Annotated in this window: 20 protein-coding genes; 13 read left to right on the top strand and 7 right to left on the bottom strand. The window is 71.6% G+C overall.

All coding sequences use genetic code 11. The annotated features are described in order from the left end of the window. Positions 1-2: 2 nt before the first annotated feature. The 4 genes from V6S02_RS14340 to V6S02_RS14325 are packed head-to-tail and all read right to left on the bottom strand — an operon-like array spanning position 3 to position 4,025. Positions 3-827, bottom strand: coding sequence for a glycosyltransferase family 2 protein (locus tag V6S02_RS14340; RefSeq protein WP_336401388.1), 825 nt, complete (start codon positions 825-827; stop codon positions 3-5). Beyond that, complete coding sequence (locus V6S02_RS14335) at positions 824-1,828, bottom strand: glycosyltransferase (protein WP_336401387.1); 1,005 nt, start codon at positions 1,826-1,828, stop codon at positions 824-826. The genes V6S02_RS14340 and V6S02_RS14335 overlap by 4 nt, the downstream gene beginning before the upstream one ends. Further along, complete coding sequence (locus tag V6S02_RS14330) at positions 1,825-2,979, bottom strand: glycosyltransferase (protein WP_336401386.1); 1,155 nt, start codon at positions 2,977-2,979, stop codon at positions 1,825-1,827. The genes V6S02_RS14335 and V6S02_RS14330 overlap by 4 nt, the downstream gene beginning before the upstream one ends. Continuing rightward, positions 2,976-4,025 (bottom strand): hypothetical protein, encoded by a 1,050-nt coding sequence (locus V6S02_RS14325; RefSeq protein WP_336401385.1) that lies wholly within the window; start codon positions 4,023-4,025, stop codon positions 2,976-2,978. Before V6S02_RS14325 ends, V6S02_RS14330 begins: the two co-directional genes overlap by 4 nt. A gap of 167 nt (positions 4,026-4,192) precedes the next feature. On the opposite strand from V6S02_RS14325, the gene V6S02_RS14320 reads away from it, so the two are divergent. The 6 genes from V6S02_RS14320 to V6S02_RS14295 all read left to right on the top strand — a co-directional run bounded on the left by V6S02_RS14320 (position 4,193) and on the right by V6S02_RS14295 (position 11,391). After that, on the top strand, positions 4,193-5,134 hold the full coding sequence (locus tag V6S02_RS14320; RefSeq protein WP_336401384.1) for a WcbI family polysaccharide biosynthesis putative acetyltransferase: 942 nt from the start codon (positions 4,193-4,195) through the stop codon (positions 5,132-5,134). Beyond that, positions 5,131-6,102 (top strand): hypothetical protein, encoded by a 972-nt coding sequence (locus V6S02_RS14315; RefSeq protein WP_336401383.1) that lies wholly within the window; start codon positions 5,131-5,133, stop codon positions 6,100-6,102. Before V6S02_RS14320 ends, V6S02_RS14315 begins: the two co-directional genes overlap by 4 nt. Next, complete coding sequence (locus V6S02_RS14310; protein WP_336401382.1) at positions 6,099-7,400, top strand: glycosyltransferase; 1,302 nt, start codon at positions 6,099-6,101, stop codon at positions 7,398-7,400. The genes V6S02_RS14315 and V6S02_RS14310 overlap by 4 nt, the downstream gene beginning before the upstream one ends. Positions 7,401-7,571: 171 nt before the next feature. Then, positions 7,572-8,471: an SDR family oxidoreductase gene (locus V6S02_RS14305; protein WP_336401381.1), complete on the top strand. Its 900-nt coding sequence runs from the start codon at positions 7,572-7,574 to the stop codon at positions 8,469-8,471. After that, positions 8,468-9,841 carry an alpha/beta fold hydrolase gene (locus V6S02_RS14300; RefSeq protein WP_336401380.1) on the top strand — a complete coding sequence of 458 codons (1,374 nt, stop codon included), beginning with the start codon at positions 8,468-8,470 and terminating at the stop codon, positions 9,839-9,841. Before V6S02_RS14305 ends, V6S02_RS14300 begins: the two co-directional genes overlap by 4 nt. Further along, complete coding sequence (locus V6S02_RS14295; RefSeq protein WP_336401379.1) at positions 9,838-11,391, top strand: GMC family oxidoreductase; 1,554 nt, start codon at positions 9,838-9,840, stop codon at positions 11,389-11,391. Before V6S02_RS14300 ends, V6S02_RS14295 begins: the two co-directional genes overlap by 4 nt. 13 nt (positions 11,392-11,404) lie before the next feature. On the opposite strand, the gene V6S02_RS14290 is transcribed toward V6S02_RS14295, so the two are convergent. Continuing rightward, positions 11,405-13,216 carry a glycoside hydrolase family 15 protein gene (locus tag V6S02_RS14290; protein WP_124292461.1) on the bottom strand — a complete coding sequence of 604 codons (1,812 nt, stop codon included), beginning with the start codon at positions 13,214-13,216 and terminating at the stop codon, positions 11,405-11,407. A gap of 137 nt (positions 13,217-13,353) precedes the next feature. On the opposite strand from V6S02_RS14290, the gene V6S02_RS14285 reads away from it, so the two are divergent. After that, positions 13,354-14,244: an SDR family oxidoreductase gene (locus V6S02_RS14285; protein ID WP_124292460.1), complete on the top strand. Its 891-nt coding sequence runs from the start codon at positions 13,354-13,356 to the stop codon at positions 14,242-14,244. Positions 14,245-14,284: 40 nt separating this feature from the next. Here the strand turns inward: V6S02_RS14285 and V6S02_RS14280 are convergent, their stop codons facing one another. Next, positions 14,285-15,151 carry an aldo/keto reductase gene (locus tag V6S02_RS14280; protein WP_336401378.1) on the bottom strand — a complete coding sequence of 289 codons (867 nt, stop codon included), beginning with the start codon at positions 15,149-15,151 and terminating at the stop codon, positions 14,285-14,287. A gap of 102 nt (positions 15,152-15,253) precedes the next feature. Here V6S02_RS14280 and V6S02_RS14275 point away from each other — a divergent pair, with 102 nt between their 5' ends. The 6 genes from V6S02_RS14275 (at position 15,254) to V6S02_RS14250 (ending at position 20,128) form a co-directional block, all read left to right on the top strand. Further along, complete coding sequence (locus tag V6S02_RS14275; RefSeq protein WP_336401377.1) at positions 15,254-16,018, top strand: universal stress protein; 765 nt, start codon at positions 15,254-15,256, stop codon at positions 16,016-16,018. 108 nt (positions 16,019-16,126) lie between these two features. Beyond that, the gene (locus tag V6S02_RS14270) at positions 16,127-16,879 is read left to right on the top strand and encodes an SDR family NAD(P)-dependent oxidoreductase (protein ID WP_336401376.1); all 753 of its coding nucleotides are present in this window, start codon (positions 16,127-16,129) and stop codon (positions 16,877-16,879) included. A 57-nt stretch (positions 16,880-16,936) separates the two neighbouring features. After that, positions 16,937-17,368, top strand: a complete 432-nt coding sequence (locus V6S02_RS14265) for a TM2 domain-containing protein (RefSeq protein ID WP_336401375.1) — start codon at positions 16,937-16,939, stop codon at positions 17,366-17,368. 10 nt (positions 17,369-17,378) lie between these two features. Then, positions 17,379-17,918, top strand: coding sequence for a flavodoxin domain-containing protein (locus V6S02_RS14260; RefSeq protein ID WP_336401374.1), 540 nt, complete (start codon positions 17,379-17,381; stop codon positions 17,916-17,918). 33 nt (positions 17,919-17,951) lie between these two features. Then, entirely contained in the window at positions 17,952-18,659 is a 708-nt protein-coding gene (locus V6S02_RS14255) for a hypothetical protein (protein ID WP_336401373.1), read from the top strand. Between the two features lie 74 nt (positions 18,660-18,733). Next, on the top strand, positions 18,734-20,128 hold the full coding sequence (locus tag V6S02_RS14250) for an MFS transporter (protein WP_336401372.1): 1,395 nt from the start codon (positions 18,734-18,736) through the stop codon (positions 20,126-20,128). Here V6S02_RS14250 and V6S02_RS14245 read toward each other — a convergent pair. Continuing rightward, positions 20,044-20,946 (bottom strand): DUF2207 domain-containing protein, encoded by a 903-nt coding sequence (locus V6S02_RS14245; RefSeq protein ID WP_336401371.1) that lies wholly within the window; start codon positions 20,944-20,946, stop codon positions 20,044-20,046. The two genes, V6S02_RS14250 and V6S02_RS14245, sit on opposite strands and share 85 nt — an antisense overlap. Between the last annotated feature and the right edge of the window lie 15 nt (positions 20,947-20,961).

The following is a 20,961-nucleotide window of genomic DNA, read 5'->3' as shown; positions in this document are numbered from 1 at the left end:
CCTCACACCGCCGCGCGGCGGAACCCGCCCGCGTGCTCCTCGACCGCTCCTGCCGCGACGAACGCATCGATCCAGCCCCTCATGGGCCACTCGCCCCAGGCACGCGCGAACAGCGCGCCGTTGCGCAGGATGTCGTCCAGATGACGCCAGGGCGGTGAGCCCGCCGGATGCCACTGGTGGTAGGCGTGTGCCCCGCCGACCCATCTCAGGCCGACGCCCGAGGCCCGCGCGCGGCGGGCGAAATCTGTGTCCTCGGCCCCGTAGCCTTCGTAGGCCTCGTCGAATCCGCCGAGGCGACGCCAGGTGTCGGCCGTGACGGCGAAGGAGAGCGACCAGAAGAGGTCGTATTCCGTGCTCGACCCCGGCCGGCTCTCCCCGGGGGCGGGGCTCGGCCGCGCCGGATGGGGCCGGGTCATCGCATCGAGCTGGTCGGGCCGGCCGGGGCGTTCGACGCTCGCGAGATAGGTGACCGGTCCGCAGGCGATGTCGGACGGATGACCGCGGAGCACCTCGACGTACCGCCGAAGAAGCTCGGGGCCCGGCAGGCAGTCGACGTCGAGGAAGACCAGCACCTCGGCACCGTGGTCGAGCGCGATCCGCGCACCCTCGTTCCGCGCTGCCCCCACGCGCACGCCGTGGGGTCCGGGCGCAACGTGCCCGGCGACGACGCCCGGCGGCGTCGCCGCGGGATCGGCGTCCAGCCCGACGTCGACGCGGAGGATCTCCGTCCCCGAAGCCGAGACGCTCGAAAGGAAGGCCCGCTGGCGGAGCAGATGGTCCTCGCGGTCGCGCGACCACGCGGTGATGACCGCCACGCGCCCGGTCACACGCGCACCTCGCCGATGACGGCGGCCGCACGCGCGGCCGCCCCTCGCACCTGCCAGCCGCTCCAGTCCGGCGTGCGATCGGAGGCGCGCGTCACCAGCCCGACGAGCTGCTCGGGATCGACCGATGGCGGTGCGACCTCCGCCCATCCGCCGGCGGCGAGGACGCGCGCGGTCTCGCCCTGCTCGTCGAAGGGCCGCTCCTGCGGCACGACGACCGCGCGCGCATTCGCGGCGGCGAGATCGGCGACACTGTTCTGCCCGGCAGCGCTCACGACCACCTGCGCGCCGGCGATCATCGGCCAGACGTCGTCGATGCGATCACCATCCCCGGTCCCGGCCGTCTCGACGCTCCACCCGTCGGCGCGGAGGAGGGCGATCGCGCGACGCAGGACGACATCATCCACGGTCCGCCCCAGGAACAGCACCTGTCGGCCGCCCGCGTGGCCCGCTCCCCGCCCGTCGTACCGCGACACCCCGCCGACACGTCGGACGCGATCGTCGAAGCCTGCCAGGCCTTCGGCCGGGATCGTGCCGACCGCCCACGGTGCGAGGATGCAGTCGGCCATCTCGTACGCCATCCGGTGCGGACGATCCGTTCGGCGGCCCGGCTGGGCCACCACCACGGTCGGGATCCCGAGCAGCCGCACGAACGCCGAGACCTCGGCACTCACGTCGACGACGAAGGCCGACACCTCGCCCGCGGCGGCCCAGTCGGCGATCACCGCGAGCCGTGCGCGGTGCCCGGGGTGCGCGATCGGCGCCCAGTGCAACGATCCGCGCGCGGTCTCGTCACCGAAGTGTCGCGCAGGACGCCGAGCGCCGTCCACGCCGATGATGTCGTCGGCATCAGAGGGGAGCCTCACCCATCGCGCGCCGGCGGGGAGGCCGATCGGCTCGGGCAGCGAGGAGAACACGGTGACCTCGTCGTCGAGGTGCGGAACGATCGCCCGAAGACGGGTGGCGTGCCCCCAGCCGTGGTGATGGACGTACCAGCCGATCACGCCCCGACCGCCGTGCCCACGACGTCCGCCGAGGCGAGCGCAGGAACCCCCGAACCGGATGCGGCGACCGACAGCACCCGCTCGATCTCGCGATGGCGCAGCTCGAGCGAGTAGCGCGCCGCTGCGGCATCCCGGATGCGGCCGCGAGGAAGACCCCATCGCGAGAGTCCGGCGAGGCCTGCGGCGGCGCGCGCGAGCGCGCCGACGTCGCCGGCCGGCACGACGGCCGTGGCGGGCATGCCGGCGAGGACCTCGCCGATTCCGCCGGAGTCGAAAGCGGCGACCGGGGTACCGGTCATGAGCGTTTCAGCGGCGACGAGCCCGAACGGCTCGTCCCACACGGGGGTCACGAGGGCAACGGCCGAGGCGCCGATCACCGCGCTCAGTGCGGGGAGGCTCATCGGGCCGAGGTAGTCGATGCCCCCGCCGAGGAGGGGTTCGATCTCCCTGGTGAAATAGGTCACGTCGCCGATCCGGCCGGCGATCCGCAGGTGAGCCCCGGCCCGCAGGGCCGCGCGGATCGCCAGGTGCGGCGCCTTCTCGGGAACGATCCGCCCGAACCACACCCAGTCCCGCCCGCCCGGACCGAGGCGCCACTGGTCGGCGTCGACGCCGTTGGCGAAGACGAACGAGTCGACGCCGGCCTGCGACCACGCCCGGGCGGTGAACTGACTCACGGCGAGGAAACGGTGAGGCTCCCGGCCGGACAGGCGCTGGGAAGCCTCGACCATTCCCGGCAGCGGCGGCGTGTGCAACGTCGTCACCACCGGCAGCCCGAGGTCGCGGCTCCAGAGGATCGGATCGGGGTGAAGGCTGTGGTTGTCGACGACATCGACCGGCAGCATGCCGGTCGCGAGCAGATGCCGCACCCGGTGGAACGCCTCGCCCATCCGCTGCTCGTGCCCTCGCGGGCTCAGCGAGTCGGAGGCGTCCTCCGGCCGGTTCCAGCGCGGGCTCGGAAGCCGCAGCTCCGGGTGCGCCCCGAGGAAGTCCGAACCATCGGCCGCGCACAGGAACACCGCGTGTCCCTGCCGCCGCAGCCACCGCACGCGATTCCAGACCACCGCCTCCAGGCCGCCTGCGTGCGGCTGGCGAAGCGCGTGCCGTTCCGGCGCGACCACCAGGATCCGCAGTCGCTCGACCCCGCTCATCGCCGCCCCTCCTCGGCAGGGCGACGCCGCGCACGTTCGTCGATCGCGCGCCGGTAGAGCGCGAGGTGCGCGGCCCGCACCTCGTCGCGCTCGCGCAGGCGCGCCCGGCGACGGGCGTCGCGCACGGCCGGCTCGTCCGCCGCCTGTCGGGCGACCCGAGCACGACGGATCGCCGCGGCCAGCGTCGCGGGGTCGTCGAGGTCGATGATCGAGAAGGACGATGGATGCTGCGAGGCGATGTGACCCACCGCGGTGCCCGCGACGGGCACCCCGAGGTCGAAGCACAGTTCCGCCCACCCCGAGTGCGTCCCGTGGCGATACGGCACGACGAACAGGTCGAGCGCGGCGAGCCACGCCTCGACGTCGACATCCGTCATGCGAGCCGTGCGTCGCAGGTGCACGGACGGGTGCTGCGCGGCGAGCGTCTCGAGACGCACGGCGAGTTCGGCGTCGCGCACCCGTTCGTTCATGAGGATCTCGATGATCACGGGCGTCTCGTCGCCCTCGAACAGGTCGGCGGCCGCCCCCGCAGCACGCACGGCGCCCGCAGCGTTGATGTTCGGCCGGAGGTCGCGCAGGTGCATCCCGACGCGCACCTCCTCCCTGCGCGGGGCGGGCGTGCGCGCGTCTCCGTCGTCGCCGGCCAGCGAGGGGTGGGGGATCACCGCGCATTCGCGGCCCCAGCGATGCCCGACCTCTGCGTCGGCGCCGGCGGTGAGAGTGGTGAGGTGGTCCGCGGCGGGGATGATCACGTCGAGCAGGTCGACGTAGCCGGTCTGGTCGAGGAGCTGCGGATTCTCCAGGTCGTGCACGGTGTAGATGACCGGAAGGCGGAGGTCACGAGCGGTGGCGAGCGCCGCTCGGAGTTCCGCGGGCGAGAACGACTCGAGTCCGAAGTGGACGTGCAGCGCGTCGAGGTGCTCGGCGTTGGCTCGCAGCCACCCCGTCGTCAGAGCAACGGGCGGCCACCACTGGCCGTCGGGAGCGCCGGGGACGGGCGGATCGGGCAGGACTTCCACGAAACGGCGGTCGGTGATCGCGTCCACGTAGGGATGCGCGGCAGGGATCGAGGCGATGCGGACGAGGCCGGTGTCGGTGCGTATTTCTTCTCTCCCTCCGCCCGTCGAGCGCTCCGCGGTACCAGATCCGCGCAGACGTCGCAATGGATACGGGCGAGGGAGGGACGACGTCATCGACAAGCTACGTTCACATCATGAACGGTGCCCCGAATGTGCCCGCCGCCGTTGCGCCGGGCGACCCTTCGGTGATAACGCGGCAGCAGCACTACGCCGAGTTCTTCGGGCTGTCCCCCGTGCCCGATCGGTACGGGGTCGTCGTCGGCAACTGCCAGGCCGAATCCCTGCGGATCGTGCTGGATGCCCCGGATCGGCGCTTCCTCCGCGTGCCTCCGGTGCACGAGATGACCGCCGACGAGGCCGCGAGACTCCACGAGATCATCACGGATGCGGCGTACGTGGTGACCCAGCCGATCCGACCCGATTACCGTGGCCTCCCCCTGGGCACCCGACAGCTCGCGGCCGCGACGGGGGGCGCCGTGCTGACCGTGCCGTCGGTCCGCTTCGCGGGGCTCCAGCCGTTCCAGGCCGCGATCCGGGTGCCGGGCGTGGACGAAGACCCGCCGATCGTGGCCTACCACGACGTCCGCACCCTGGCAGAGGCGGGCGGGATCGCCACGCGAACCGCGCTGGAGCCCGGCGACGTCCGCAGGGTCGCGCAAGACTCGCTCGGCGAGCTCCGCGCCCGTGAGCAGCACATCGACGTGCCGGTCTCGGACCTGTACGGCACAGGTCGAAACGGCGATCTCACCGCAGAGCACGCCCGCACGGTGAACCACCCCGGCAACGCGATCTGGCTGCCCCTCGGTGCGCGCGTGCTCGAGGCGCTCGGCCTCGACGGACCGGTGCACGATCCGGGGCGTCCGCTCCTCGCATCGGTCCGGAGCCCCCTCATCCCCGAGGTCGTCGAGGCCTGGTCGCTTACGGAGCCCCCGCGCACCCACTGGCTGGTGGAGGGCCGACCGGTCGACGACGCCGACGTGCGCGAGGCCCATCGACGCTGGTATGCCGCCCACCCGGCCTTCGTCGATGCAGCGCTCACGCGCCTCGCGCCCCTCCTCGCCCGGTGGCGGTCATGATCGCTGCGCCGTCCCTCGTCACGCACGAAGGCACGCACGGGGTCGCCGTGTACGGCCGGCAGCTCGCTGGGACGATCGCGGCGCAACGCCTGGGCGTGCGAGTGATCGACGTGGCCCACGAACCGGGCGTCGCAGCGGGCACGCCCGTCCATGTGCAGTTCACCGATCGCCTGTGGGGAGAATCGCCCGAGTCCGCGGCCGAACGCGTCACCGCCCTCGCCCGGCGGCGACCCGTCACCGTCACGCTGCACGACGTGCCCCAGCCATCGGACGGACCGCGGAACCTCCCGCGTCGGCAGGCCGCCTACGCCGCCGTCGCGGCCGCCGCCCGCGCCGTCGCGGTCAACAGCGATCACGAGCTCGCGCTGCTGGGCGAGGCGGACATCCGCGCGAGGTCGGTCACCAGCATCCCCCTTCCCGTCGATATCGCCGGCAGCACCGGCGCGGGTCCCCTCGACGGCACCGTCGGGGTTCTCGGCTTCTTCTACCCGGGCAAGGGTCACGACGAGGTGGCCCTGGCGGCGGCGCAGGCGGGCCTGCCACGGATGACGGTGCTCGGCCGGGCCTCCGACGGCCACGCCGCCGATCTCGAGACCTTCGTCCGCCGCGCGCACGCGCTCGGCGTCGAGGTGGAGGTGACCGGATGGCTCGATGACGCCGAGCTCGCCCGACGCGGTCGCACCGTCTCGGTGCCCGTGGTCGCGCATCGCCACGTCTCGGCCTCGGGCTCGCTCGCCACCTGGATCGGGTGGGGCCGGCGCCCCGTCGCCGAGCGGAACCGCTACGTCGACGAGATGGCGCGGCTGCGCCCGGGAACGCTGCACACCGCCGACCCCGCGGACCTCGCGACCGCCCTCCGCGTCGCGGCCGGCGACCCGGAGTCCACCCGACACGGTCTGAGCACGGTGCCGTTCTCCCTCGCCGAGGTTGCCGACGCGTACCTCTCCTGGTGGGACGATCTGCCATGACGGCCCGCGAACCGTGGATCGTCGGGAACTGCTGGGACTCCCTCGACGGCGTCACCCCCGAGCCGCTCCCCCGGGTCTCGGTGATCGTCGCCCACTTCGACCAGCCCGCCGAACTCGCCCGCACCCTCCACGCGCTGGATGTGCAGGATTACCCCGCCGACCTCATCGAGATCATCGTCGCCGACGACGGCAGCCCCGGAGAGGTCGCGGTTCCCTCCGGTGTCAGGCTCGTGCGGCAGGACGACCGCGGCTTCCGTCTCTCCGCCGTGCGCAACCTCGGCGTGCGCGCCAGCTCGGGCGATGTGCTGTGTTTCCTCGACGCCGATACGGCACCCGAGCCTGCGTACGTCCGTCGACTGACCCGGCTGCCGGCGCTCCTCCCCGAGGCCGTCACGGTGGGCCGGCGACGCCACGCCGACTTCGGCGCCCTGCGCCGCGACGCTCCCCTTCCCGAAGCGGCCGCCGAGCGAGAACTGGCCGAGCCCACCTGGCTCCGCGACGCGTATGCGCAGACCCGCAACCTGCTCGACGCCGACGACCGGTCGTATCGCTTCATCATCGGCGCCGTCATGGCCTGCTCGCGGCGCCTGTACGACGACGTCGACGGCTTCGACGAGTCGTTCACCGCGTACGGCGGCGAGGACTGGGAGTTCGCACACCGCGCCTGGCAGGCGGGCGCCGTCTTCGCCCACGTGCCCGACGCCGTCGCATGGCACGACGGCCCGGAGTGGTCCGAGCGCGACGGCTCGGACATCCCGCGTGCCAACGCGCAGTCGATCCGCCTCGCCCGCGACATCCCCGTCCGCGGCTCCGCGCCGCGAGGTTTGTTGCCGACCGCGCCCGACCTCGTCGTGCACGTCGCGGGCTCTCCTCCCGCGGCGGCGCTCTTCCTCACGGTCGACTCCGTGCTCGCGGCCTTCCCCCGGGCACGGGTGGTGCTCGACGACGGGGTCGATTCACCCCTTCCCGACCCCCGGGTGTCGTGGGGAGCCCTCCCCGATGCTCGGGTGGCCCTCCGCGTCGACCGGCCATTCGTCATCACCGACCCTGCCCGGCTCATCGATCTCGTCGATCGGCTGGGTACCGGAGACGTCGGAACGCTCCGCCTCACCGACGACACAGGCACACACCTCGGCGCGCTCCGCTCGCGCCGCGCGACCAAGCGCGCCGAGCGGTGGGGCACCGAATCCGCCTTCCGCGTCGCATCCGTCGTCGCATCCGGAGTGTTCCCGGTGCGCGACGATCCTCGGATCGAGGCCTGGGTGGGCGGATGGGGCGGACCCGACTCCTTCCGCTGACGCCGGCGTCTCCTAGTCGCGATGGTGCCGCATCGGCGGCAGCGTGGAGACCAGCACGGTATCGGGGCTCGTCTCCTTCAGAGCCGCTCGACGAGCGCCCCGCACTCTGACGGAAAAGTGCCTGCTCCGCAAGCCCGGCCCGGATCCCTTCGTGCCACATATCGTGACCGCATGAGCACTCGGGACCAGTACACCTTCGACGACCCGGTGAAGCGCTATCCCCGCGTCGAGCCACCGCTGCAGCACCAGCCCGAGCCGGGGGTGCAGGCGCGGATGCAGCCGGTCCCCGACCTGGGTGAAGAGACCTACCGCGGCACCGGGCGCCTTGCAGGCCGGAAGGCCCTGGTCACCGGCGGCGACTCGGGGATCGGCGGCGCCGTCGCGATCGCGTTCGCCCGCGAGGGCGCCGATGTCGCGATCGTGCACCTCCCCGACGAGACGGAGGATGCCGCACACATCCTGGAGCAGATCGCGGATGCCGGAGCGCGGGGCCATGCGATCATCGCCGACATCGCGGACGCCGCGCGCTGTCGCGAGGTCATCGACGAGGCGGTCTCGGCCCTCGGCGGCCTGGACATCCTCGTGAACAATGCCGGACGGCAGATCGCGGTCGACCGGGTCGAAGACCTCAGCGACGAACAGTTCGAGCTGACGTTCCGCACGAACGTCTTCGCGCCGTTCTGGCTGACGAAGGCAGCCCTCGCCCACCTCCCCGCGGGCGCGAGCATCATCAACACCGCCTCCCTCGAGGCGTACAAGCCCGCCCCCGACCGCCTCGACTACGCCGCGACGAAGGCGGCCATCAACAATCTCTCGAAGGGCCTCGCGCAGCAGCTCGCCGAGCGCGGAATCCGGGTGAACGTCGTCGCACCCGGGCCGGTCTGGACCGCCCTGCAGGTCTCGGACGGCGTCTCGGACGAGCAGATGAAGGCCTTCGACGACGAGAACACCTACCAGCGCTCCGGCCAGCCCGCCGAGCTGGCGCCCGCATACGTGTTCCTCGCCTCGGCGGAATCCAGCTACGTCTCGGGCGCGACGCTGAACGTCAACGGCGGGATGATCACCCCGTGAGACCCGAAGGCACGGTCTACGTGCTGCCGGGGCTCGGGCTGTCGGCCGAGGCCGCCGTCCCCCTCGTCACGCACCTCTCCCCCGGCCTCGCGGTGGTCGGCATCGACCTGGCGGGGCACGGCGGACGTGCGGATGCCGCGGACGGAAGCGTCTCCGCCCTCGCCGACGGCGTCATCGAGGCGATCGCGCAGACGGCGACCGGTGGCCCGTGGATCCTCTGCGGCCACAGCATGGGAGGAAAGGTCGCCGCCGTCGTCGCCGACCGCGTCCTCCGCGGTGACGCGCCCCTGTTCGGGCTCGCGGGGCTCGTCCTGCTCGCCCCCTCTCCGGCCACTCCAGAGCCCATGGCCACCGAAAAACGAGACCAGATGCTCTCGTGGGTGACGGATGGGCCGATCGCCGAAGAGCACGCAGGGGAGTTCGTGGCCGACAACGTCGCCGCGCCGCTGGATCCCGCCGACGAGACGGCGGCGATCGCGCAGGTGCGGGCGATGTCGCCGCTGGCCTGGCGACGCTGGCTCGAAGAGGGCAGCCGCGAAGACGTCAGCGCCGACCTGGACATCTCCGCCCTCCCCGCCGTCGTCCTCGCAGGTGCGGAGGACGGCGATCTCGGCGCCGACGCCCAGCCGGGCCTGGTCGCCCGCACCCTGCCGAATGCGACGGTCACGTCGTTGCCCGGAGCCGGCCATCTGCTGCTGTTCGAGCGCCCGGCCGAGGTCGCCGCGGCGATCGAAAGGCTCTGGGACACCGTCTCGGCGGCCTCCACCCGCGTACCCGAGAGCTGGGGACGTGTCATCGCCTCCGATCGGACCGATGCCGAGACCCGCGGCATCCTCTCCCGCCGCCATCTCGCGGACGACCCCGACGCCGAACCGCGGGCACTCTCGCGCGGGCAGCTGGTCCTTCTCGGGTCGATCGCAGCGCGCCTGATGCCGCGCGACCTCGACGACCGGTTCGACCTCGCTCGCGTCGTCGACCGCGAACTCGCCGCCGGCCGAGGCGACGGCTGGCGCCCACCGGGTCTGCCCCGCGACGCCGAGGCCTACCGGCTCGGACTCGACGCGCTCGCCGATGTCTGGCCGGGAGACACCACCAGTCAGGATCAGCTCATCTCCGACCTCATCGCCGGGGACGGTTTCACCGGCTCCCCGTGGGACGACGAGACCACCCGGCGGTGGTTCGAAGACATCCGTTCCGACCTCGCGCAGGCGTGGGTGTCGCATCCCGCCACCGCCGCCCGCCTCGGCTTCGACGGTTTCATCACCGCGATCACCGCTTCAGACCCCGGGTTCTCCGAGCTGCGCGCCGACCGCCGCGCAGCCTGGGAACCCGACACCCTCGGCACCCTCGCTCCGGAAGACGACGAATGAATCTCACCCATATGCGCACCTACCCCACCGACGAGACCGTCGACGTGGTGGTGGTGGGCACCGGAGCCGGAGGCGGCCCGCTCCTGGCCCGCCTCGCCGCCGCGGGCCTCCGGGTCGTGGCGCTGGAGGCCGGCCCGAACTTCGACCCCGACCGGCTGATCCCCGACGAGGTCGAGGGTCGGCGCGTGAACTGGATGTCGGAGCGGATCAGCGGCGGTGACGCCCCGACCGCGTTCGGGCCGAACAACAGCGGCCGCGGAGTCGGCGGCGGCACCCTCCACTGGGGAGCGTTCACACCGCGCCCCGACGCGCGCGACCTGGCGCTGCGGACCGAGTTCGGCGTGGGCGAGGACTGGCCGATCGACCACGGCGAGCTCACCCGCTACATCGAGGAGGTCGAGCGCACCATCGGCGTCTCGGGCCCGACCCCCTACCCGTGGGACGAGGAGCGGACGTACCACTGGCCCGGCACGGAGCGGAACGCTCCCGCCGAGCTCGTCGCCGAAGGGTGCGATGCTCTGGGCATCCGCAGCGCCACAGCCCCCGCGGCGATCCTCACCCGCGACCACGACCAGCCGCACTACGGCCGCCGTTCGCGCACCCTCAACCTCGGCAGCATCCACCAGGGCGATCGCACCGACGCCAAGGCGACGACGGCGAACACCTATCTGCCTGCGGCGGTGGCGGCCGGCGCCGAGATACGCCCCGACAGCACAGTGCACGGCATCGAGCTCGACCGTGCCGGCCGGGTCGTGGCGGTGGTGTACACCCGCGACGGGCGGGAGATGCGTCAGCGGTGCGCGACGCTGGTGCTGGCCGCAGGCGGGGTCGAGACGCCTCGCCTGCTCCTCCACACGGGGCTTTCGAATTCCAGTGGGATGGTGGGGCGCAATTTCCTCGCGCATGGCGCGCTGCAGGCGTGGGGGCGGGTCGATGCACAGGTCCGGGGCTACCGCGGGTATCCGTCCTCCCTCATCAGCGAGGACTTCATCCGACCCGCCGACGCCGATTTCGCCGGCGGCTATCTCATCCAGAGCCTCGGCGTCATGCCGGTGACGCACGCCACGATGCTCGTGCGTGGCGGCGACCTGTGGGGCCGCGAGCTGATGGAGGCCCTCGACGCGTGGCAGTTCTCGATCGGCGTCGGGATCAATGCCGAGTGCCTTCCCGCCGAGCGGAATCGGCTGGTGCTCTCGGACGAGCACGACGAGTTCGGTGTGCCCCGTGCCGAGGTCACGTTCACCCCGGGGCCGAACGAGAAGGCCATCGACGACCACGCGTCCCGTACCCTCACCGGCATCCTCGAGGCGGCAGGAGCCCGCGACATCCGTGTGCTCGCCCGTTCGGCGCACACCCTCGGCACGTGCCGGATGAGCTCCGACCCGGCCCGCGGCGTCGTCGATGCCGACGGCCGGAGTCACGACATCCCGAACCTCTGGGTGTGCGACAACTCGACCTTCCCGAGCGCCCTGTCGGCCAATCCGTGTCTGGCGCAGATGGCCCTGTCATTGCGGACGGCGGATCGGATGCTGGGCTCCCGCGCCGCCTGACGCGAGCCGAGGGTCAGTGGCCCTCGAGCTCGTCCTCCGACACGAGCTGACGGATGGTCAGCGCGGCGCTGACGAGCGCGAGGTGGCTGAGGGCCTGGGGGAGATTGCCCCAGAACGCCCCGTCGTCGGCGGAGATCATCTCGGCGTAGATGCCGACGTCGTTGGCGGCGCCCACGAGCGCATCCATCGCGGCGAGCGCCTCGTCGTGACGGCCGACGCAGGCGAGCGCGCCGGCCCGCCAGAACGCCGAGGCGACGAACGTGTGCTCCTCATCCGCCATGCCGGTGTACCGGTACAGCAGTCCGTCGCCGGCGCCCAGGGCCGCGGTGAGCGCGTCGATCGTCGCCGACATCCTCTCGCCCCGATCGAAACCGCTCTCGGCGTGCAGGAGCACGGAGGTGTCGAGATCTGCGGACCCCGGGTACATCACGTAGCTGCCGGCGTCGTCCGACCAGCCGAACTCGGCCACCCACTGTCGGATGCGCTCGCGCTCGGCGCGCCACCGGTCGGAGTTGCCGGGGATCGACCCGCGTTCGGCGAGCCACGCGGCGTCGTTGAGCGCCTGCCAGCATCCCATCTTCGACGAGACGTAGTGCCGGATCTCGGGAAGCTCCCACATGCCGGAATCGGGGTTGCGCCACAGATCGCAGGTGCGATCGGCCATGTCGGCGAGCATGCGTCCGGTGGCGACATCCAGGATGTTGCCGGCATCGACGTACGTCCGGCAGATCGCGAAGAGATCTCCGTAGACCCCCAGCTGCAGCTGATCGCGGGCCGGGTTGCCCGAGACGACGGGGCCGATCCCCTTCCACCCGTCGACGTCGAACTCCTCCACGCCCGACGTGATCTCGCCGCGGAGGGAGTACAGCACGTGCAGGTCGGGGCCGTTCTCGCGAATGGTGCGCAGCAGCCACGAGATCGCCGCGTGCGTCTCCTCCCGCAGGCCGAAGCGCACGAGGGCGTGTGCGGTGTAGGCGAGATCGCGCACCCACGCGAATCGGTAGTCCCAGTTCTTCCCACCCCGCGGGTTCTCCGGAAGCGAGGTGGTCGCGGCGGCGGCGATCGCCCCCGTCGGGGAGTACACGAGCAGCTTCAGCGCCAGCGCGCTGCGCTGCACGGCGTCTTGCCACGGGCCGTCGTACGAGAACTCACGAGACCACGATCGCCAGCCGTCGATGGTGCGGTCGACGCTGCGGTCGACGTTCTCGGGCACGGGAAGGTGGAGGGGTTCGCCGTCGGTGGCGACGACGACGATCAGGTGCCGCGACGCGGCAGCTGTCGTGAACCGGCCGCGCAGCACCGGACCGGTCACGCCGTCGGGGTCGGGGTCGTCAGGGCCGTGCTCGCTGCCGACGACGGCGAGGGACACACCCCCGACGCGGAGCACCGCGGCGCCCTCGTGCTGCTCGATCCACGGCGCCGCCGTCTGCAGTCGCGAGCCGGGCTGCACGGCCCACTGGAACTCGACACTGCCCTCGACACCCTCGATGCGGCGCGCGAGCTCGGCCCACGGCAGACGCCCCGCCACGCCGGTCACCAGCGCATCGGTCACCCGCGCGCGCCCCGACGGCGTCGTGAAGGTCGTCTGCAGCACGTTCGTCCGTGCGACGTAGCGCCGGCGGACGGTGTACTCCCCGACAGGCGCGAGCTCGATGCACCCGCCGGTGGCGTCGTCGAGGATGCGGGCGAAGACCGGCGGGGAGTCGAGGTTCGGCAGCGGAAGCCAGTCGATCTGACCCCGAAGACCGACGAGCGCGATCGTGCGGCCGTCGCCGATGGGTGCGTAATCGCGCAGGTCGCTGTGCGAGGGGGATGCGGGGGTCACGCGTTCAGGCTACGAAGGGTCGACGCATTCGCGGCAGGGTTGCGCCCGGAGGCGTCGGAAGGTAGCGCCGTATCGCGGTCTCGGCCCGCGCGCAACCCCGGGCCCCGGCATCCGTCCTCCCGCCTAGCGTGGCGGGCATGGCGAACATGTACACCCCTCAGGACCCCACGACCCAGTTCCCGCGCCCGCCCTTCCCGCCGCAGCAGCAGAGCGCGCCCGGCGACATCCACAAGATGGACCCCGCACCCGACCACGGCGAGACGACCTACGTCGGCTTCGGGCGCCTGCCCGGCCGGAAGGCTCTGGTGACCGGGGCGGACTCGGGTATCGGGCGCGCCGTCGCGATCGCCTTCGCCCGCGAGGGCGCCGACGTCGCCCTCAGCTACCTCGCCGAAGAGCAGGCCCAGGCCGAGGAGGTGGCCGCCCTCATCGAGAAGGAGGGCCGGGTCGCCGTGCTCCTGCCGGGCGACCTGCAGGAGGAGCAGACCAACATCGAGATCGTCGAGAAGGCCGTCGAGGGCCTCGGGGGACTGGACATCCTGGTGATCAACGCCGGCACCATGCCGACGGTCGACAGCATCGACGACTTCGAGACCAAGACCCTCGACCACGTCGTGAAGGCCAACATCTACCCGCTCTTCTGGCTCACCAAAGCTGCGTCGCCGCACCTGAAGCCCGGGGCGTCCATCATCACGACCTCGAGCGTCCAGGGCTTCCAGCCCTCGCCCTCGCTCGCCGAGTACGCGGTGTCGAAGGCCGGGATCGCGAATTGGACCCGCGCCCTGTCGCAGCAGCTGATCGAGCGCGGCATCCGCGTGAACGGCGTCGCGCCGGGCCCCATCTGGACGCCCCTGCAGCCGGCGTTCGTGCCGAACGAGAAGATCGAAGAGTTCGGATCGCAGACCCCGATGGGCCGCGCGGGCCAGCCGGTCGAACTCGCCCCGGCGTTCGTCTTCCTCGCCTCGCAGGAGTCCAGCTACGTCGTCGGCGAGACCATCGCGGTCACCGGTGGAATGCCGGTGCACTGACCCCGGAGGCGTTGTCTACACCGCACCGGTGCCGATCCGATCAGTTGCGATCGTTCGGGTCGACACCGGTGCGCTCACCGGTCTCGAGATCGGCGATCGCGCCATGATCAGCAGAGGTCAGTGAGAAGCCGAACAGATCGAGGTTCTGCCGAATCCGGTCGGGGTTCACCGACTTCGGAATGACGGTGACGTCGTTCTCCAGATGCCAGCGCAGCACGACCTGAGCCGGCGTGACGCCGTGCGCCCGAGCGATCCTCGTCAGCACCGGTTCATCGAGCAGACGGCCCCGGGCCAAGGGCGACCACGCCTGAGTGATGATGCCGAGGTTGGCGTCATAGGCGCGCACTCGGTGCTGAGGGAAGCGCGGGTGCAGCTCGACCTGGTGCACCGCGGGAATCACACCGGTCTCGGCGACGATCCGGTCCAGGTGCTCGGGATGGAAGTTGCAGACCCCGATCGAGCGGGCCCGCCCCTCTTCCCGGAGACGGATGAGCGCGCGCCACGCCTCGACGTATCGGTCGCGCAGCGGCGCCGGCCAGTGAATGAGGTAGAGGTCGACGTAGTCGGTGCGGAGCTTGTCGAGGCTGTCGTCGAACGCCCGCAGCGTGGAGTCGTACCCGTTGTCCTCGAAGCGCACCTTCGTGGCGACGAACACGTCGCCACGGGGCACATCGCTCGCCGCCAGCGCCGCTCCGACACCTGCTTCGTTGCCGTACATCGCGGCGGTGTCGATGGCGCGGTACCCCGCGTCGAGAGCCAGCGCGACGGCAGCGGCCACCTCGTCATCGGTCATCTTGTAGACGCCCAGGCCGACCCGAGGCATCCGGTGCCCATCGTTCAGGGGGATGCGGCGGTCGTCGCCGCCTTCATGGCTGACCAGAGGATCGACGGCGTGCGACGCGGACACAGCCTCATGCTAGCTGGCCCGTCGACGCCCGGTGACGGGACTTTCGGTCCGAGCGCGTCCGTCGCAGCGCCATAGCGTGAGGGCGGCAGATCGGAGAACGAGGTGCGACAGCAGACGATCGTGGTGGGTATCGAACCCGGGGTGGCCTCCATGGCTCTCCTCGACTGGGTCGCCGCCCGCGCAGCGCGCATCCCCCTCCGTGTCCATCTCGTCGCGGTCACGCGGTTCGGGATCGGCGGCTCTTCCGACGTCGAGGCGCAGACCGAGCTGGCGGCCGCGTATCTGAGGTCGGCGTCGGGCGACATCGCCGTCGACACCCACATCGTCACCGGCACCATGCCGGAGGCGCTCATGGAATACGACAGGGCGGCCGACCTCGTGGCCCTCGGCATCAGGCGCGGTGATCCGCTTCACAACCTCCTCCACGGCTGGATGCCGGTGCGCGCAGCCGCGCGGGCGGTGTCACCCGTCGTCTTCGTGCCGACCGACGGGGAACGGCCCGACGGGCCGGTCGTGGTCGGAATCGATCTCGAGACATCCGACGCCGCCGTCATGATCGCCGCGCGCGAAGCCGAGCTCTCGGGCGAACCGCTGGTCGTGGTGCACGTCGGGGCCGACCGGGGGGCGCTGGATCGCGCCTGCGAGCAGGCGAGGAGCATCGCGTCCGGCATCGAGGTCCGTCCGGAGTGGGTGCCACAGGGCGATCCCGTGGCGGTCATCCAGTCGGTCGCCGCCGACGCCTCCCTCGTCGTCGTCGGATCCCACCGCCGTGGCCCGCTTTCGAGCGCACTGCTGGGGTCGGTGAGTGTTCCGTCGCTGTGGCACCTGCGCGCCCCGGTGTGCGTCGCGGCGGAGCGCGAGGAGTGACGGGTCGGCCACGCCCACGGCAGGACCTTCGGCCCGCTTCCGACGCGGCCCCCGCGATGCACTGACCATGACCGGCCGGATGCCGGGGAGACCAGGGAGGAAACGTCCATGTCGAACGATTCGCATCGGTTCTCGGGCCGGACCGTCATCGTCACCGGCGCCGGGGCCGGTATCGGCCGAGCCACGGTGGAGCGGCTGCTCAGCGAGGACGCCCGAGTGATCGCCGTGGACGCTCTCGAGGAAAGACTCGCGCACCTTCCCGAAGCGGCCGACGACCGCCTCGTCGTCGTCGCGGCCGACATCACCGACCCCGAGGCCGCAGCTCGCATCCTCGGCGCCGCCGGTGCGCAGATCGACGGCCTGGCGAACATCGCCGGCATCATGGACGGTTTCGAACCCACAGCCGAGATCGACGACGCCACCTGGGATCGGGTGCTCGCGGTGAACCTGACCGGGATGATGCGGCTCACCCGCGCGGTGCTTCCGGGCATGGTCGAACGGGGTCGAGGCAGCATCGTCAATGTCGGGTCGGAGGCCGGACAGCGGGGATCTGCGGCGGGGACGCCCTACACGACGTCCAAGCACGCGGTGAACGGTTTCACCCTGAGTACGGCGTTCTTCTACTCGCCCAAGGGGGTGCGCTGCAACGTCGTGGCTCCCGGGCCGGTGGCCACGAGCATCGAGGCACCCTTCCACTCCGAGTGGGCGCAGCAGCGGCTCGGACCGTTGTTCCAGACCAATCTGCCGCCCGTGGCGCAGCCGCAACAGCTGGCATCGGCCATCGCGTGGCTGCTGAGCGACGACTCCTCGAACGTGTCGGGCGCCGTGCTGAGTGTCGACGGCGGCTGGGCCGCCGTCTGAGACCCGGCGGGACCTTCGACCCCCGCTCACCGACGCGACGCGCTCGATCCTGGGCGCATGACATCTGATCGACCGCCCACCGGGCAGGGCGCTGCGGCCTGGCCCTCCCCTCCGGCCCGGCCCTCCGCGTCGGCGGAGGGGAGTCCGGTCGGCGCACCCGTGGTGGCCGAGAGCTCCCGCTCCTTCGTCGCCGCGTGGCTGCTGTCGCTTCTTCTCGGGTTCCTCGGGGTGGACCGGTTCTATCTCGGCAAGGTGGGCACCGGCATCCTCAAACTCCTCACCGCCGGTGGACTCGGCATCTGGTACGTCATCGATCTCGTGCTGCTGCTCGCCGGACTGGCGCGCGACGCCGAGGATCGGGCGCCGTACGGCTACGAGGGCGCCAAGAAGACCGCGTGGATCGTCACCGGCGCGTTCGCCGCCGTCGCCCTCCTCGGCGGCATCATCAACTCAGCCATCGCCGCGCTGGCCGCGGCCATCGGACAGTAGGGAGTCGGCGATGAGAGTTCTCGTCACCTATGCCAGCAAGAACGGATCGACCGAGGAGATCGCCGAGACGATCGCCGACGAACTCCTGGCGTACGGCCTCGATGTGGTGTGTCGCTCGGCCCATGACACCGACGCGGCCGATGTGGATGCGGTGATCCTCGGGAGCGCGGTGTACGCGGGCCGGTGGCTGCGACCCGCGCGGCATTTCCTGAAGGAACAATCCGACCGCCTGCGGCGGATGCCGTTCTGGATCTTCAGCTCCGGGCCGTTCGGCGAGCAGGCGACGCGCCCCACCGAGGACGACCTCCGTTGGCAGGAGCCGCCGCGGGTCCTGAGCCGCGCGGAATCCCTGGGGGTGCGCGGGCATGTCGTCTTCGGTGGTCGACTTCCCACCGAGCCGCACGGGTTCATCGAGAACGCCATGGTGCGCAACACCCCGGAGGACACCCGTGATGCGCGGGACTGGTCGGCGATCCGCGCGTGGGCGGCCTCGATCGCACGCGAGCTCGGCGCGCAGGAACGGATCGGGCGCCCGGTCGTCAGCGCCTGACGCCGCGACCCCGCCGTCACGGAGGAGCACACGATGAGACGACTCTGGGTTCAGATCATCCTCGGGGTCCTGGTCCTCGTCGCCGGGGCGCTGCTGCTGATCGAGGCCACCGAGGTGGCCGCGGTGCCGTCCCTCGTCTGGGGCGGTGTGCTGCTCGTCGCCGGCGCCACGTTCTGGTTCGTGTTCTTCACCGACCGCCCCTCGTGGTGGGCGGCGATCCCCGGCGCGGCGCTGATCGGCGCGGCCATCACGATGGTGATGCAGCTCGACCCGGCCGGATTCGGGCAGTGGACGGAGGTGCCGATGCTCGCGGTTCTGGGCGTGGGCTTCGCGGCGGTGTACCTGCGCGACACCCAGCGGTGGTGGGCGGTGATTCCGGCCGGAATGCTGCTGACCCTTTCCGTTGTCACCTGGCTGGCGGGCTCGGCCTCCGGCCCCGTGGTGGGCGCGACGTTCCTGTTCGGCGCCGCCGTCACCTTCGCTCTGGTCGCCCTGGTGCCGGGGGGTGCGCAGCGCCGGTGGTGGGCGTGGATTCCCGCCGGCGTGCTCGCCGGCGGCGCGATCGTCATCCTCTTCACGGCCGCGGAGTGGTTCACCGCTCTGACGTACGTCTGGCCGGTCGCCGTCATCGTCGCCGGCGGCGTGTTGATCTGGAACGCCATCCGAAACCACCGGCAGCGGGGGGACGAGGGCGATTCGGGCACCGCACAGCCCGGCGGGGCCGCTTCGGGGAATCGGTAGTCGACGAGGAGGAGTCGTGTTCACCGGTCGTGGTGCTGGCTAACATGAGCTCAGCAGCCCCCTGAGGATGACAGATGACCGTCACGCCCCCCGCGGTGTACCCACGGCGCTCTGTGCTGCGATTCGTCCCCGTCGGCGTCGCGCTGCTCTGCGTGCAGCTGGACTTCTTCTCTCTCGGCCTGGCGCTGCCGTCGATCGCCGCGGCGTTCGGCGCCTCGGTCACCGACCTGCAATGGGTGCTGTCGGCGTACATGCTCTCGCTCGGGGCGTTCTCCGTACCGGCGGGGCGGGTCGGCGACGTGATCGGCCGACGGGCTGCCGTCATCGCCGGTCTGTCCCTCTTCGCCGGCGCATCCGTCCTCTGCGCGCTCAGCGGGGATGTCGTCACGATCGTCGCCGGTCGGTTGGTGCAGGGCGTCGGAGCGGCGCTCATCCTCCCGAACGCGTTCGCACTGATCACCAACGACACCGACGACGCCGAACGACCCCGCGCGCTCGGGTGGATGATCGGGGTGTCCGGGCTCGGTACGGCCCTCGGTCCCATCGTCGGAGGACTGCTCGCGTCCACGGTCGGGTGGCCGTGGGTCTTCTGGCTGAACGTCCCGCTGGCGACGATCGCCGCCGTCGGCACGATGCGGGTCCGGGACTCGCGCAATCCCGAGGCCGGGACATCGCTGCGCACGATCGACTGGGCCGGAGTCATCACGGTCGTCCTCGGCCTCGGTCTGGTCAGCGTCGGGATCGACAACGTTCCGGACCTCGGTTGGGCGGCAGCGTTGTCATCCGGCCTGATCGTCGTGGGCCTGTGCGGACTCGTCGCGTGGGTTCTCGTCGAGCGACGAGCCCGAAATCCGCTGATCCACGCCTCCCTGCTCCGCAACCGCGCCTACCTCGCCCTTCTCAGCGTCGGCACCATCGGGAACATGGGAACGAACGTGCTCATCGTCACGGCGACGTTCACGCTGCAGTCGATTCGCGGGTTCGATCCGCAGGTCGCGGGGCTGTACTTCCTCGCGGGATCGACGGGGGTGGCCATCGCCGGCCCGATCGCCGGCCGGCTCTGCCAGCGGTGGTCGGCGATCCGGGTCCTCGGCGCCACCACGGCCCTCACCGCGGTCGGCTTGTCGGCCATGCTCGTCGACACGCTCCCGCTGTACTGCGTCGCCATGTTCGCCGCCGGCCTCGCCGGCGGAATGACCTTCTCCGCCGCGCAGATCGGCGTGCAGACGGTCGTCCCTCCGCGCATGTCGGGAGAGGCGACGAGTTTCCTGCTCATGCCGGTGGTCGCGCTCGGCGGATTGGGCGTGGTCATCGTGTCGGGGGTGATCGAGGCGATCGGCGGGGGTGAGCCGACGACCTCGGGGATCGGCGTCGTGCTCGTGGGTTACTCGGCCATCCTCGTGGTCTCGGGCGTGGCGCTGCTCCTCGCCGATCGGGCCGGACTCTTCCGTCCTGAGCGGTCGTCCTGAGCGGGAGGTTCTCGACGTCTTCTTCGCACCACGACGAGCCAGGTTCCCACGCTGAGCGCCGCGGCCCCCGTCAGGGCGAGCACCCACCCGACCCATCCACCCGAGTCCTCCTCGACGGCCGCGAAGGTACCGGGAGCGAATCCCACGACAAGCGTCAGAGCCTCGTCCGCCGCGAGGTCTTCTGCCGACACGTCGATCAGCACCGCGCCGAGCTGGCCCGGTTCGACCGTCAGGTCGCAGGTCCGCGACGATCCCTCCGGCGCGATGAGGCACCGAGGCTCACCCTCGATCGAGGGGACGAGTTCTTCCGGCACGCGCAACGTCGCGCGCACCTCGCCCACGGCAGGCGAACGCTCCCGCCCGTTGACGGCCCAGGTGAACTCCTGCACCTGCGCACCGTCGCCGACAGCGACGACACCGTCCACGGTGTAGGTGAAGACGAACCTCTGGGTTCCGCGAAGGCCGGCCGGAGCGAACGCCGTCATCGAGGAGACACCGTCGGAGCTGTCGACCTCGCTCGGTCGCTGCGACCCGTCGGTGTCGGTGACCGAGATCCATCGGAGCACCCGGGCCGCGCCGTCCGATGACTCGGCGATGTCGCGGCGCATGCCGCGACTCTCACCGGACGCCGGGAATCGGGCGACGAACGTCTCGGCGACGGTGAGGGCGCTGACACCGTTCTGCCCGCGGGTGATCCCGTAGTCGGCCTGCATGCTCTCGACGACGACACCCTCGCCGTCGGTCGAGATCGCCGCGATCGCGGGGGCGCCGGCGGTCGCGAACCCGATGGTGGCGGCGAGGGCCAGCGCAGAGCGCATGCGCCATCCTTTCGA

Origin of the sequence: Microbacterium sp. CCNWLW134, from assembly GCF_037083565.1 — a bacterium.
GTDB lineage: Bacteria > Actinomycetota > Actinomycetes > Actinomycetales > Microbacteriaceae > Microbacterium.
This window is presented reverse-complemented; position numbering and strand designations above follow the sequence as displayed.